Genomic DNA, 13,236 nt, shown 5'->3' with positions numbered 1-13,236 from the left:
TGGGGAAGGGTGTCCCACCGAAAGTGCTAGGCTGGCGCGCGCCCTTTCGCAAGCGAAAAAATGCGGCTATAGCGGCGCTTCGCGAAGATTTCGCGACGCATTCTAGCCAAAGCGGAGCATTGATCCATGTATGTCGCCACCCTGATCGCGCCCGCAGGTGGGCTGGAGCCCGGCCTTGCCGAGAATTTGCGCAACGCCTGGGGCGGCGGTGCGGTACAATGGCTCAGCCAGGATGAGGCGGCGGAATTCCCGCTTGAGGCCGTGCCCGGCAACCTTTGGGATATCTGGGCAGATCTGCAAGAGCTGCGCGTCGATCTGGCGGTGCAGCGCGCCGAGGGACGGCAAAAGCGGCTGCTGATTGCCGATATGGACAGCACCATGATCGCGCAGGAGTGCATCGACGAGCTGGCCGAGGCGGCGGGCGTCGGCGCGCATGTGCGCGGCATCACCGCCCGTGCCATGAACGGCGAGCTGGACTTCGAGGGTGCGCTGCTGGAGCGCATGGCGCTGCTCAGGGGGCTGCCCGAGCACGTCATTGCGGACGTGCTGGCCTGCCGGATCACCCATGCGCCGGGCGGCGCCGCGCTGGTTGCGACGATGCGGCAAAAGGGCGCGCATACGGCGCTGATTTCGGGCGGCTTTACCGCCTTTACCGGGCCGGTGGCGCAGGCGCTGGGCTTTGACGAGCATCGCGCGAATGTGCTGGGTGTGGAGGCTGGGACCCTCACCGGGGATGTCGCGCGGCCTATTCTGGGCCGTCAGGCCAAGGTGGATGCGCTGGATGAAATCGCCGGGCGCCTTGGCATCGATGTATCCGAGGCGATGGCCGTCGGCGACGGTGCCAACGATCTGGGGATGCTGGGCCACGCGGGCGCAGGCGTCGCAATGCATGCCAAGCCGAGCGTCGCCGCCCAGTGCGATCTGCGGATCAACCACGGCGATCTGACCGCGCTGCTATACTTGCAGGGCTACGCGCGCAGCGGGTTTGCCGCCTAAAGCGTTTCGCCTTTAACCTGAGGCATCAGCAAAAGGCGAAACGCATGCAACGCCTTTATGTCGCGCTTATGTCGCGCTGCGTTTCGCGAAACGCTTTAGGCCAAAAGGCTGGGCGCGGGGCGGATCGCGCCGGTCTCGAAGCCGCGCCAGTTGGTCATGGTCTTGTTCATGAACATCCGCGCCGACGGATGGTCCGCGTCCAGCGCGCCAAGACGCACCAGCAGGGACGCAATCGCGCACTCCGCGCCGCGCGTGCCCCCGTCCGTCACCTTGAGCGCCACGCCGATTCCGCGCTGCGGCAGGATGGCGACAAAGAACGCCTCGGCGCCGGTCTTGAGCGCCACGGGCTCCTTGCAGGCGCGCATCAGCATCGTGCAGGCGCGGCCCTCGCCTGCGACCAGATCGGGATGCGCGATCATCGCATCCCGCAGGCGGGCGGCGGCGCTCTGGCGCGCATCCGCCCCCTCGCGGGCGCCTGCAAAGAAGGCCATCGCGCGTCCCATGCCGCTGAGCGAGGTCAGGAAATTCGGGGCCGAGCAGCCGTCGATGCCGTAGCCGGGGCTGGCCTCGCCTGTCACCTCCTCGAAGGCGGCAAGGCAGGCGCGCTGCACCGGATGCGCGATCTCGATATAGTCGGCCGCGCCGCCCAGATGCCGGTTCAGCGTCAGGAAACCCGCATGTTTGCCCGAGCAGTTGTTGTGCAGCTGGCAAGGCTCCTGGTGTGCGCGGATCAGCGCATGGGCGGCCTCCTTGTCGTCGGGCATATGGCTGCCGCAGCGGAAATCGCCCTCGCCAAGGCCGAGGCCCGCCACCCATTTCTCGACCCTCTGGGTATGGATCGCGGCGCCGTTGTGCGATGCGCAGGCCAGCGCCAGCTGCTCGGGGCCGAGGCCGGCAGCATCGGCCGCGCCGCTTTCGACCAGGGGCAGGCCTTGGATCATCTTGCACGACGAGCGCGGATAGACCTGCACGTCCGCGTCGCCCCACGCCTCGATCACCTCGCCGCCCTGACCGCAGATCACCGCATGGCCCAGATGCAGGCTTTCGGCCATTGGACCGCGCCAGATTTCGGCCATCGGGGCAGGGGCTTTGCGGGGGGTGGTTGCGGGGGTGGTCATGGTCTAGAGTTCCTCACGAAATGATGTGCGGGTTTCCGCCAATTCATTCTTTCGTTCATGGCGACTTTCAGGATAAAGTTGCACTGTCGAGAAGATACGAGCGATTGCCAAGCGGAAATCCCGCCTCGATCCCCGCCAAGAGGGCTGGCTGGCAAGCGCGATCCAATTGAGGCTCAAGGACAGCTTGGAGGCTGCACAAGAATGGCATCACACGTGACGCGCGGCGCGCTGGCCGCAGTAATCATGACCGGGGCGACCCTGTCTCTATCCGGCGCGGCCTTCGCGCAAAGCGAAAGCACCAATCAGGTGGCCGCCAATACGGCATGGAGCGTTTTCACCGAGGACACTCCGCGCGAATGCTGGACCGTGTCGGCCCCGACCGAGACGGTCAACACGCGCGGTGGTGAGGTTGTCGCGGTGCGCCGTGGCGAGATTCTCTTCATGACGTTCTTTCGCCCCGATGCGGGCGTGCGCGGCCAGGTCGCCTTTACCGGCGGTTATCCCTTTGCTGAAGGCTCGACCGTCGAGTTGGTCGTCGGCAGCGACAGCTTCGAGCTTTATACAGCAGATGAATGGGCATGGCCTGCCAGCGCGGATGATGATGCGCGCATCATCGCGGCGCTCAAGCGGGGCTCTGATGCGGTGCTGACCGCGCGTTCGTCGCGGGGCACGCAGACCGAGGATACCTTTTCGCTGATCGGCTATACGGCGGCGATGGAAGAGGCGGAAAAGCGCTGCGAGTAGGCGGCCCTGCCGATCCGGTTTGACAGGGCGGCCTGACATGGCCGCCCTTTTCATATGCGCCGCACCCCTTTGGCATTGGCGCCCAAGTCCTATATAGGGCGGTATCTGACGCTGAAAGGCCGACACATGACCCAGACCGCCCCGATCACCCAGGACCTCGTGACGATCCCGCGCAAGGCGCAGGACGGCAAGCCGAATCTCATCGGCCTCACGCGCGATGCGCTGCGCCAGACGCTGGTCGACAACGGCACCCCCGAGAAGCAGGCGCGGATGCGCGCGGGCCAGATCTGGCAATGGGTCTATCAGTGGGGCGTGCGCGATTTCGCGCAGATGACTAACTTGTCCAAGGCATACCGCCTTGATCTGGAAGAGAAATTCACGCTATCCACGCCCGAGGTCGTCAGCCGCCAGGTCAGCAGTGATGGCACGCGCAAATACCTTGTCCGAATCGCCGGCGGCCATGAGGTCGAGGTGGTGTATATCCCCGAGGACGGGCGCGGCACGCTTTGCATTTCCTCTCAGGTCGGCTGCACGCTGACCTGCTCGTTCTGCCATACAGGCACGCAGAAACTGGTGCGCAACCTGACGGCGGGCGAGATCGTCGGACAGATCATGATCGCGCGCGACGATCTTGAGGAATGGCCGACCCAAGGCGCGCCCAAGGACGAGACGCGCCTTTTGAGCAACATCGTGCTGATGGGCATGGGCGAGCCGCTCTATAATTTCGAGAACGTCCGCGACGCGATGAAGATCGCGATGGACCCCGAGGGCATCCAGCTGAGTCGCCGGCGCATCACCCTGTCGACCTCGGGCATCGTGCCCGAGATCCACCGCACCGCCGCCGAAATCGGCTGCATGCTGGCGGTCAGCTTTCATGGCACGACCGACGAAATCCGCGACAAGCTGGTCCCGATCAACAAGAAATGGAACATCGAGGCGCTGCTCGAGGCGCTCAAGGCCTATCCCAAGGTCAGCAATTCCGAGCGGATCACCTTTGAATATGTCATGCTCGACGGAATCAACGACAGCGACGAGGATGCGCGCCGTCTGGTCAAGCTGATCAAGGGCATCCCGGCCAAGATCAATCTCATTCCGTTCAACGAATGGCCCGGCGCGCCCTACAAGCGCAGCAGCAACAACCGCATCCGCGCCTTTGCTGACATCATCTACAAGGCCGGATATGCCAGCCCCATCCGCACACCCCGCGGCGAGGATATCATGGCCGCCTGCGGCCAGTTGAAATCCGCGACCGAGCGCGCGCGCAAATCGCGCGCTCAGATCGAGGCCGAGACAGCGCAGGGCTGAGGCCCGCGCGCTCCTTGCCGCAAAGACCCCGATTTGGCTGAGTTTGGGTCCAAATCCTGACACCTTTGCGCGGCACCTTCCCCCCGGAACGAGTTTCATCGCACCCCGCCTTGGCTGAGTGCGGCAAGGGAAGGTGCGGCAATGGTTTACGTTCACAAGGATCCGACGATTGAGGCAGGTGTGCTTCAGCTTATCATCGCCGAGATGCACAGCGCCCGCACAGCGTCTGATTGGCACGATGCGCTAGGACGCCACGGCTATGCGGTGCGCCAGACAAGCTCCGGTGCAGTCGTCACCACCCTGCCGCACGGGGTCGAGGTGTGCCACCTGCCGTTCAGCCCGTCGTTTGGCCCTGCCACCTGAGACGTCTGCCTTCTGAGGCATCTGCCATCCAAAGGCTCGCCGCGGCCAAATGCCATAGGGCAACCTTTTCAATACATGATCGCCGCCCCGTATCTCTGCCGGGAGGCGATTTTTGCTGTTTGGCCCGAAATGACCCCGATCCGGCCCAAATCCATTCTGATTGTTGCCGCAATGCTTGGCTATCCAAGCTTCATTGAATTATTGAACATCAGGATTGAAACAATGAGCAAAGATATTGCCGACATTCTCGCCGTTATCACCCGCGAGCGCCGCATGGCTGTCTCGGACCGCGAATGGCAGCACCGCCTGCGTGGCTATGGCTACGGTATCCGCGACACGGACGAGGGCCGCATTGTAACCTCGCTGATCAAGGATGCACCGCTTTGCGCGATCCCGGCCCACTTGGCAGCGTGATCGCGCAGCGCGTCAGCAGTCTTCTTGCTCGGCGTCCCATTCGTCGATGATCCGCACGGCATCCGCGGCGGTCTCGACGAACTGAAACAGCTCCAGATCCTCGTCGCTGATGGTGCCAGCCTCGGCCAGTGCCTCCCAGTTGATGATGCGCCGCCAGAACTCTTCGCCGAAAAGGAGGAAGGGAACGCGTTTCATCCGGTCGGTCTGGATCAGTGTCAGCGCCTCGAAGGTTTCATCCAGCGTGCCGAAGCCGCCAGGAAACACGCAAACGGCCCGCGCCCGCATCAAGAAATGCATCTTGCGGATCGCGAAATAGTGGAAGTTGAAGCAAAGGCCGGGCGTGACATATTCGTTCGGCGCCTGCTCGTGCGGCAGCACGATGTTGAGGCCAATGGACTCCCCGCCCGCGTCGGCCGCGCCGCGATTGCCTGCCTCCATCACGCCGGGGCCACCGCCCGTCGCGATCACGTAGTCGCGCCCGTAGGCCGTCAGGGATTTTTCTGTCATCAGCCGTGCGAACTCGCGCGCCTCGTCGTAGTATTTCGACAGATCTGCCAGCGTTTTCGTGCGCGCGCCCTTTTTCTCGGACGGCTCGGGGATGCGCGCGCCGCCAAAGAGCACGACGGTACTGAGAATGCCGCGCTCGTTCAGGATCAACTCGGGCTTGAGCAATTCAAGTTGCAGGCGCACGGGGCGCAGGTCTTCGCGGCACATGAAATCCGTGTCGTTGAAGGCCAGTCGATAGGCCGGTGCGCGCGTCTGCGGCGTGTCCGGCACCTGCTCGGCCGTGCTGCGATCTGCGCCGGCTCCGCGAAACTGGCTCCTGCGGTCTTCGCTCATTTCTATCATCCTTGGACTGACGTGACTCTGGGCCACCAGCAGTATCCCCTCGCATGAGGGTTGACCAGCGCCAGCCGGCAGCGCCGGGTTTTGGGGGATTCGGGCCAAGTGGCGCTTCGAAAGCCTCTTGGCGCGCCTGCTGCATTGCGCGAGAGGTCGGCTGTGCCTATACCGCACTGTGAAAACGCTTGAGGAGTGCCGCCCATGTCCATCGCCCAGTCGAACATACCGTCCAACGCCCAACTGGAAACCGCCATCGAGGCCGCCTGGGAGGCGCGCGACGCCATCAGCCCCGCCACTGGCGGCGAGACGCGCGAGGCGATCGAGGCGACGCTGAATGCGCTCGACAGTGGTCAGCTGCGCGTGGCCGAGCGCGGCGAAGACGGCGCTTGGCATGTAAATCAATGGGCCAAGAAGGCCGTGCTGCTGGGCTTTCGCATCAAGGATATGGAGCCGCAGTCGGGCGGCCCGCAGGGCGGCGGCTGGTGGGACAAGGTCGACAGCAAGTTCATGGGCTGGGGCGCAGCCGAGTGGACCGAGGCCGGTTTCCGCGCCGTGCCGAACTGCATCGTCCGCAAGAGCGCCTACATCGCCCCCGGCGTCGTGCTGATGCCCTCTTTCGTCAACTTGGGCGCCTATGTCGACAGCGGCACGATGGTCGACACATGGGCGACTGTCGGCAGCTGCGCACAGATCGGCAAGAACGTGCATCTGTCGGGCGGCGTCGGCATTGGCGGCGTGCTGGAGCCGATGCAGGCCGGTCCGACGATCATCGAGGACAACTGCTTCATCGGTGCGCGCTCGGAAGTGGTCGAGGGCTGCATCATCCGCGAGGGCAGCGTTTTGGGGATGGGTGTCTATATCGGCCAGTCGACCAAGATCGTCGACCGCGAGACTGGCGAGGTCATGTATGGCGAGGTGCCCTCCGGCTCGGTCGTCGTCTCGGGCTCGATGCCGTCGAAGAATGGCGTGAACCTTTATTGTGCGGTCATCGTCAAGCGCGTCGATGCGCAGACCCGTTCCAAGACCTCGATCAACGAGCTGTTGCGCACCTGAGGCTTTTAATTTGGGCGCCGCGGGAACCTGCGGCGCCTGCGGCGCGCTAGTGCTTCATGATCTCTTCCCTGCCTCTACACTTTCTGATCGTCGCGACATTCCTTGCCGGGGCGGCGGTGGTGATATCGTCCATTCGCGCGACGCGGCTGGCCGACATCATCGCCGATCGCACCCACATGGGCGAGGCGCTGATCGGCGGGTTGATCCTGGGCGGGGCCACCTCGATTTCGGGGGTGATCGTTTCAGTCACGGCTGCGGCATCGGGCGATGCCAGCTATGCCTTTTCCAACGCCGTCGGCGGGATCGCGGCGCAGACGCTGTTTCTGGCGCTCGCGGACATCCTGCACCGGCGCGCCAATCTGGAACATGCCGCTGCCGAGCCTGCGAACCTTTTCCAGACCGTCATGCTCATCATCCTGCTCAGCATGCCGCTGGCCGCGATCGCGGGGCCGGAGCTGGCCTATTTCGGCGTTCATCCGGTGTCTCTGCTGATGTTTCTGGCTTATATCTATGGTGTGCGCCTGACTTCGGAGGTGCGCGAACGGCCGATGTGGCGCGCGGTCAACACCGACGAGACGCGCACCGACGAGCCTGAGGACCCCGACGAGGCTCAGCGCTCGGCGTGGGGGCCGGCCATGGCCTTTGCGGGCCTCGTCGTCGTGATGGCGCTTGGTGGCTGGGTGATCGGGCAGTCGGGTCAGGTCTTGATCGCGCGTTACGGCCTCGCCTCCAGCCTTGTTGGCGCCGTCGTTACCGCAGTCATCACATCGTTGCCGGAACTGGTGACCACCCTTGTTGCCGTGCGGCGCGGGGCGCTGCAACTGGCGGTGGGCGGCATCATCGGGGGCAATACCTTTGACACGCTCTTTCTGGTCGGGGCCGATATCGCTTATCGGGATGGCTCGATCTATCACGCGGTGTCGGACAATGATCTTTATTGGCTGGCGACGGGCCTGTTGATGACGGGTGTGTTGCTGGCCGGGCTGATCGTCCGCCAGCGGCAGGGGCCCGGCCGGATCGGCATGGAAAGCGTGCTGATGATGGGGATCTACGGCCTTGCGCTCGTCCTTGTGTTCAACAGTTGAGCGCGCTTGCGATTGACCGCACCGCGCGGCGCCTCTAATGCGATGCCATGACGCATGATGACAAAAAACCGGCCAAATCCGCAGCCGCCGCCAAGCAGAAGCCCAAGCCGAAACCCAAGCGGCAGGAGGTCTATACCCTCTTGGTCGAAATCGGGCGCAAGTCCGGTGACGGCCTGCCCAAGGGCGCGACCGGCGCGGCCCTGCTGATCTATGCCAGCGGCGTGGACGAGGCCGAGGCCGTGCGCGAGACGGTCGCCATTCTCAAGCAGGCGGACACCGCGCCGCTGGATGTCAGCGGCTACGGCACCCTCGCCGAGCGGGAGGCCGAGGGCCACAAGATCGGCGGCGAGGACCGCGCCCTGATGCAGCGCGCGCTGGACGAGAATGCCGTGATCGTTGCGCAGATGACGCCATTCTTTGGCGATGAGGGCCGCACCGAGGCGCTGGATCTGGGGCTGGATGGCGACTGAAGCCTCACGCCCTTGACCTTGAGATATCAGTTGGCGCGCGCGGCGCGTATTGCGCACCCTTCTCCGTCGATAGCTGAGATTCAGATTATGGGACCGCCCTCAATGCCCTTGCGCCGGCTTCAGGCCGCGCGGTGCATCGCCAGGGTGCGGGCCTCGAACGGTTTGAGCACGGGCCAGATCGGGCGCGCATGTTCGGGCAGGCGCGCCGCATCGACAGTGCCCAGCGGCGAGGCGGCCAGCGCCGCACGATCACGGCGCAAACGCCCGATGTAAAGGCTCTCGACCGGGCAACCCGAGGCGACGATCGCCTGATGGTCGGGCAGCAAAACATGGTAATACGTCACCAAATCCGGCCCTTGCGCATGATAGGCGGACGAGCCGTTGACGAGGTGGCGCGCGGGCACCAGCGCGGCTTCGGTGCCGAACATGTATTCCACCTGGCTGCCGCCGATGACGAGCCTTTGGTGCGGTGCGATGACGATGTCGCGCGTCAGGCCGAAGAAGGGGGCGCGCAGCCGCACGGGCCGCAGGGAGCCGTGTGCAGGCACGCTCTGCGTGACCACGCGCAGGATCGGCAGAACCTCGCCCCTCGCTGTCAGCACCGTGTCGCCGCGCCTCAGGCGCGCGATGGGCACCTCGCCGCGCGGGGTGGCGATGCGCACGGTGGCCGTCAGCCCCGGCATGGCGCCAATGGGCTCGACCTCGTCCGAGACGGCGACAAAGCCGACATCGGGGTCCATCACCCGGTGCGCCGGAAATCGCGTCAACATGCGCAGATCCTCCAGCGCGACCGGATGGCCCGGTGGCACCATAGCGCGCCGCACCACTCCGCTGGCCAGATGCTTGAGCGTCAGCATCCCCGGCCCGTCATCACGCCACAGATAACGCACCCGCACCTGATCGCTGCGCCCGTCAAGGTCATGGTTGAGCACCGCGTGCCTCACGTCCCCGCCCAGCGCGTCGATCAGGATGATGCCGCCCGTTGGCACCACCTTCAGCGATAGAAGGCCGCCCTCCGGCACGGCCCTGTCAAAGCTCAGCAGGGTCTGCGGACGCGCGTCGGGGGACAGATACGTATCGATCAGGATCGTGCCCGCGCGGGCATAGCCGTCGAGGGATTGCGGCGGCTCGTGCAGCGCCTTGTCCAGCCCTGCGGGGTTGAACCGTCCGCCGCTATGGTTGGCGATGCCGATCCAGCCCATTAGGCCGCCCGCGTCCCGGCCATCAAGAGCTGCGCCTCATAGCCGCGCAGCATGCGGCGCGCGGCGGGGCTATAGCCCTCGCCAGTCTCGCGGCAAATCTGCGGAAAGAGCGCGCAGATCTCATCGACGATCTCGGCCTCGAAACTGTGTGCGGTTTGCGGGCCGGGCAGGAAGCTCTCGGTCTCAAGCCCCTCGGAGAAGACCACCTGATGGCGGTCGAACAGGATATGGACGTATTCCACCTCGCCGCCGGGCACGCGCCGCACGCTGGTGCCATTGACCAGATCGCGCGCCGCCACCAGCACCTCTCCCTCGCCAAAGAGAAGTTCGGCCAGACTGTCACGGATCAGCACCCGGTGCAGCGGCGACAGCGCCAGCGCGCCGTGGGCGCCGAATGTGCCTGCGTCGATATGGATGGGGGCGAAATCGCCCGTTGCCGCGATGCGGCGGCTGCCGATCCAGCGCAGGGGCTGCGCGCCCTCGTCGCGGGTGATGACCAGATCGCCGGGCACCAGTGCCTCGACCGGTTTTTGCCCGCCGGGTATGCGGATCATCGTGCCCGCGACAAAGCAGGGCACGCTGTCGACCAGAACGAAGCCGGTATCACTGACGCCCGTTGCGTTCTCGACCGTATAGGTGAATGAGAATTCTTCGACGTCACCATCGCCGGCAAGGCCGAGCGTGCCGTCCGCGTTGAGCTGAACCGTCTGGCCACTGTTCAGCGTGACGGTCGATCCGACGGCTACGGCCTGACCGTTGATATGCGTGATCGTCAGGCTGCCCGCGCCATTGTTGACATCGTTGGCCAGCACGTCTAGCGACTTGGATCCGTCTGGGTCCAGCTTGGTCACATCGTCCATCGCCAGAACGCTGCTCTGGATACTGCCGCCCGCGATGATCAGCGTGCTGTCATAATTGGCATCGTTCACATCGGCGATGCCGATCCGGATCGAGTTCGTCTCATTCGCGATGACCGGCATCTTGAGCGTGAGGTTGACGGTAAAGCCGTCCATCTCGGTGTTGTACTGGCTGCTGGTGTTGTCGATGAAGAGGTTGCCGTTGGCCCCGGCGTTGAGGTTGTTGGGGTCGATGTCGCCATCCCCGACGCTCAGCTGGACTTGCTGGCCGTTGATCCAGACGCCAACAAAATCCTGAAAGGCGCCGACCGCGTATTCGGGGTATTCATCCGATGAAAAGACGAACTGCATGGTCAGCATGTCGCCTGATGGGGTAAAGTCGACGTCGATATACGAGGCGTCATAGGTCGGCGCGCCTGCGGCCGCATTGAATTCGGCAACATTATTCGGACCATCCGAGTTGGTGGTCTGGTTCGAGCTGGTGTTCGCGCCCTGCCACCAGCGGGTGTTGCTGGTGAAGCCGCGCAGATCCCCCGTCGAGAACATGACGCCCGTATCGCCGGGCATCACGCCGGGCGAGATCGCGTCACCGTTGGAGTATATGCCCGAACTGTCTCGGTCGCCCGTGTAGGTGGCGCTTTCGATGATGACGTCGGGGCCGAACATCTCTTGCGCCATCTGTTCGGCGGATGCGTTTCTGTTGATAGGTATCTCGGTGCCGGAAACCATATGTCATCCCTCAAATCGGTCCGAGGCATGCACAAACGGCACAGCTTGGCAGAAGCCAAAGGCTCTGCTGCCGCACACCTGAAGCGGCATCAATGATGCGCTTCGCCGTCTTTCGAGAGCTTGCTCATACCCCTGCCGTATTGCCCTGCCTCGGGCCTGTCTTTTTTATTGCTCGAGAAATACCGATCTTTTGACGCAAAGTTAACTTTTTTCACGCACCGCTTTGCAGATTTTTTTGAGAATTTGCAAAGGCAGGGCAACCGGGGTAGCCATCGCCGTGATTTATCCCGTTTGCCGAGGCCCCATGACCCATACGCCCATCGACCCCGCCGCACTGACCGCCGCATTGATCCGCTGCCCGTCCGTCACCCCCGAAGAGGGCGGCGCGTTGGGACTTCTGGAGGATACGCTGTCGGCGGCTGGCTTTGCCTGCTGGCGGGCCGATCGGGGCGGTATTGCCAATCTTTACGCACGTTGGGGCGAAAAGGGCGCGGCGCGCAGCTTTGGCTTCAACGGGCATACGGACGTTGTGCCGCTGGGCGATGAGGCGGCTTGGACGGTGGCCCCTTTTGGAGCTGAGGTGCGTGATGGCATGATGTGGGGCCGGGGCGCGACGGACATGAAATCGGGTGTTGCAGCCTTTGCCGCCGCGGCCGTGGATTTTGTGCAACAAACGCCCCCAGATGGCGCCGTGATCCTCGCCATTACCGGCGATGAAGAGGGCGACGCGCTGGACGGCACCGCCGCGATCCTCGACTGGATGAAGGACAAGGGCGAGGCGATGAGCGTCTGCCTTGTGGGCGAGCCGACTTGCCCCGAGGAAATGGGCGACATGATCAAGATCGGGCGCCGCGGCTCGCTGAGCGCGTGGGTCACGATTACGGGCAAGCAGGGTCATTCGGCTTATCCCCACCGCGCCATCAATCCGCTGCCGGCCATGGCCCGGCTGGTGGACCGGATCAGCCACCATACGCTGGATGAGGGGACCGATCACTTCGACCCCTCGACACTGGCCGTGGTGACCATCGACACCGGCAATGCGGCGACCAATGTCATTCCGGCAACCGTGCGCGCGACGATCAACATCCGCTACAACGATCTGCACAGCGGCGACAGCCTGACCGAGTGGCTCCAAGGCCAGCTCGATAAGGTCTGCGACGAGATGGGCACGCGCGGCGCGATGACGGTCAAGAACTCGGGCGAGGCGTTCCTGACGCCGCCAGGTGATTTTTCGGATCTGATCGTGCGCGCGGTCGAGGCCGAGACGGGACGCACACCTGTGCTCAGCACCTCGGGCGGCACGTCCGACGCGCGCTTTGTCAAGGATCACTGCCCGGTGGTGGAATGCGGCCTCGTCGGCAAGACGATGCATCAGGTCGACGAGCATGTCAGCATCGCACAGATCCACCAGCTCAAGGCGATCTATGGCCGCATCCTGCGCGATTACTTCGGCTAGGGTATGCGCCCGACGCTCGTCATCATGCTGAAAGAGCCGCGTCCCGGCCGTGTAAAGACCCGGCTGGGGCAGGGCATCGGCATGGTCGCCGCCGCGTGGTGGTTTCGCCATCAGACAGCGCGCCTGCTGCGCCGCATTCAGGACCCCCGCTGGCGCGTGGTGCTGGCGGTTGCACCTGACCGGGACGGCATGGCCAGCCGTATCTGGCCCGCACATCTGCCGCGCGTGGCGCAGGGCAGGGGCGATCTGGGCGAGCGGATGGCACGCATCATGCGCGTGATGCCGCGCGGGCCGGTCTGCATCATTGGCGGCGATATTCCCGGTATCGGGCGCGCGCAAATTGCGCGCAGCTTTGCGGCGCTCGGCGCGCATGATGCCGTCTTTGGCCCCGCCTCCGATGGCGGCTATTGGCTGATCGGGCTGAGGCGCGTGGGCGGGATGCCCGCAGGCTTCCTGCATGGCGTGCGCTGGTCGACGAAACACGCGCTCGACGACAGTGTGGCGAGCCTGCCGGGCGCGCGCATCGCGCTGGTAGATACCTTGCGCGATGTCGATACTGCCGCCGATCTGCCGAAGGCGCATTAGCGCGCTCTGCGGCCTC

The 13,236-nt window shown here is 64.5% G+C and carries 14 protein-coding genes; 10 read left to right on the top strand and 4 right to left on the bottom strand.

All coding sequences use genetic code 11. From position 1 onward, the window contains the following. Positions 1-126 precede the first annotated feature (126 nt). A complete protein-coding gene (serB, locus tag V8352_RS14180) occupies positions 127-996 on the top strand; it encodes a phosphoserine phosphatase SerB (RefSeq protein WP_336424952.1) in 870 nt (289 codons plus the stop codon). 95 nt (positions 997-1,091) lie between these two features. Here serB and V8352_RS14175 read toward each other — a convergent pair whose 3' ends face one another. Beyond that, positions 1,092-2,114 carry an asparaginase gene (locus tag V8352_RS14175; protein ID WP_336424951.1) on the bottom strand — a complete coding sequence of 341 codons (1,023 nt, stop codon included), beginning with the start codon at positions 2,112-2,114 and terminating at the stop codon, positions 1,092-1,094. A 243-nt stretch (positions 2,115-2,357) separates the two neighbouring features. Between V8352_RS14175 and V8352_RS14170 the strand changes: the two genes are divergently transcribed. The 4 genes from V8352_RS14170 (at position 2,358) to V8352_RS14155 (ending at position 4,940) form a co-directional block, all read left to right on the top strand. After that, positions 2,358-2,858 (top strand): invasion associated locus B family protein, encoded by a 501-nt coding sequence (locus V8352_RS14170; RefSeq protein ID WP_336424969.1) that lies wholly within the window; start codon positions 2,358-2,360, stop codon positions 2,856-2,858. A 126-nt stretch (positions 2,859-2,984) separates the two neighbouring features. Continuing rightward, positions 2,985-4,163, top strand: a complete 1,179-nt coding sequence (gene rlmN, locus V8352_RS14165; RefSeq protein ID WP_336424950.1) for a 23S rRNA (adenine(2503)-C(2))-methyltransferase RlmN — start codon at positions 2,985-2,987, stop codon at positions 4,161-4,163. Positions 4,164-4,304: 141 nt separating this feature from the next. After that, complete coding sequence (locus tag V8352_RS14160; protein ID WP_336424949.1) at positions 4,305-4,526, top strand: hypothetical protein; 222 nt, start codon at positions 4,305-4,307, stop codon at positions 4,524-4,526. 75 nt (positions 4,527-4,601) lie between these two features. Then, the gene (locus V8352_RS14155; RefSeq protein ID WP_336424948.1) at positions 4,602-4,940 is read left to right on the top strand and encodes a hypothetical protein; all 339 of its coding nucleotides are present in this window, start codon (positions 4,602-4,604) and stop codon (positions 4,938-4,940) included. A gap of 12 nt (positions 4,941-4,952) precedes the next feature. On the opposite strand, the gene V8352_RS14150 is transcribed toward V8352_RS14155, so the two are convergent. Continuing rightward, positions 4,953-5,780, bottom strand: a complete 828-nt coding sequence (locus tag V8352_RS14150; protein WP_336424947.1) for an LOG family protein — start codon at positions 5,778-5,780, stop codon at positions 4,953-4,955. Positions 5,781-5,984: 204 nt separating this feature from the next. Between V8352_RS14150 and dapD the strand changes: the two genes are divergently transcribed. From dapD to V8352_RS14135, 3 genes are read left to right on the top strand one after another with little or no spacing between them, the layout of a single operon-like run. Further along, complete coding sequence (gene dapD / locus V8352_RS14145) at positions 5,985-6,836, top strand: 2,3,4,5-tetrahydropyridine-2,6-dicarboxylate N-succinyltransferase (protein WP_336424946.1); 852 nt, start codon at positions 5,985-5,987, stop codon at positions 6,834-6,836. Between the two features lie 56 nt (positions 6,837-6,892). Next, the gene (locus V8352_RS14140; protein WP_336424945.1) at positions 6,893-7,921 is read left to right on the top strand and encodes a sodium:calcium antiporter; all 1,029 of its coding nucleotides are present in this window, start codon (positions 6,893-6,895) and stop codon (positions 7,919-7,921) included. A gap of 47 nt (positions 7,922-7,968) precedes the next feature. Further along, entirely contained in the window at positions 7,969-8,391 is a 423-nt protein-coding gene (locus tag V8352_RS14135) for a hypothetical protein (RefSeq protein WP_336424944.1), read from the top strand. Positions 8,392-8,510: 119 nt separating this feature from the next. Here V8352_RS14135 and V8352_RS14130 read toward each other — a convergent pair whose 3' ends face one another. Together V8352_RS14130 and V8352_RS14125 are read right to left on the bottom strand one after the other, a co-directional pair. Next, a complete protein-coding gene (locus V8352_RS14130; protein ID WP_336424943.1) occupies positions 8,511-9,593 on the bottom strand; it encodes a Hint domain-containing protein in 1,083 nt (360 codons plus the stop codon). Next, complete coding sequence (locus tag V8352_RS14125) at positions 9,593-11,179, bottom strand: Hint domain-containing protein (protein ID WP_336424942.1); 1,587 nt, start codon at positions 11,177-11,179, stop codon at positions 9,593-9,595. Before V8352_RS14125 ends, V8352_RS14130 begins: the two co-directional genes overlap by 1 nt. Positions 11,180-11,483: 304 nt before the next feature. Between V8352_RS14125 and dapE the strand changes: the two genes are divergently transcribed. Together dapE and V8352_RS14115 are read left to right on the top strand one after the other, a co-directional pair. Continuing rightward, positions 11,484-12,635: a succinyl-diaminopimelate desuccinylase gene (gene dapE / locus V8352_RS14120; RefSeq protein ID WP_336424941.1), complete on the top strand. Its 1,152-nt coding sequence runs from the start codon at positions 11,484-11,486 to the stop codon at positions 12,633-12,635. Positions 12,636-12,638: 3 nt separating this feature from the next. Then, positions 12,639-13,220, top strand: coding sequence for a TIGR04282 family arsenosugar biosynthesis glycosyltransferase (locus V8352_RS14115; protein ID WP_336424940.1), 582 nt, complete (start codon positions 12,639-12,641; stop codon positions 13,218-13,220). Positions 13,221-13,236 lie beyond the last annotated feature (16 nt).

This window comes from Roseovarius sp. D0-M9, from assembly GCF_037083805.1.
Classification (GTDB): domain Bacteria; phylum Pseudomonadota; class Alphaproteobacteria; order Rhodobacterales; family Rhodobacteraceae; genus Roseovarius.
The sequence above is the reverse complement of the archived record's forward strand: the minus strand, read 5'-3'. Positions and strand labels throughout refer to the sequence as shown.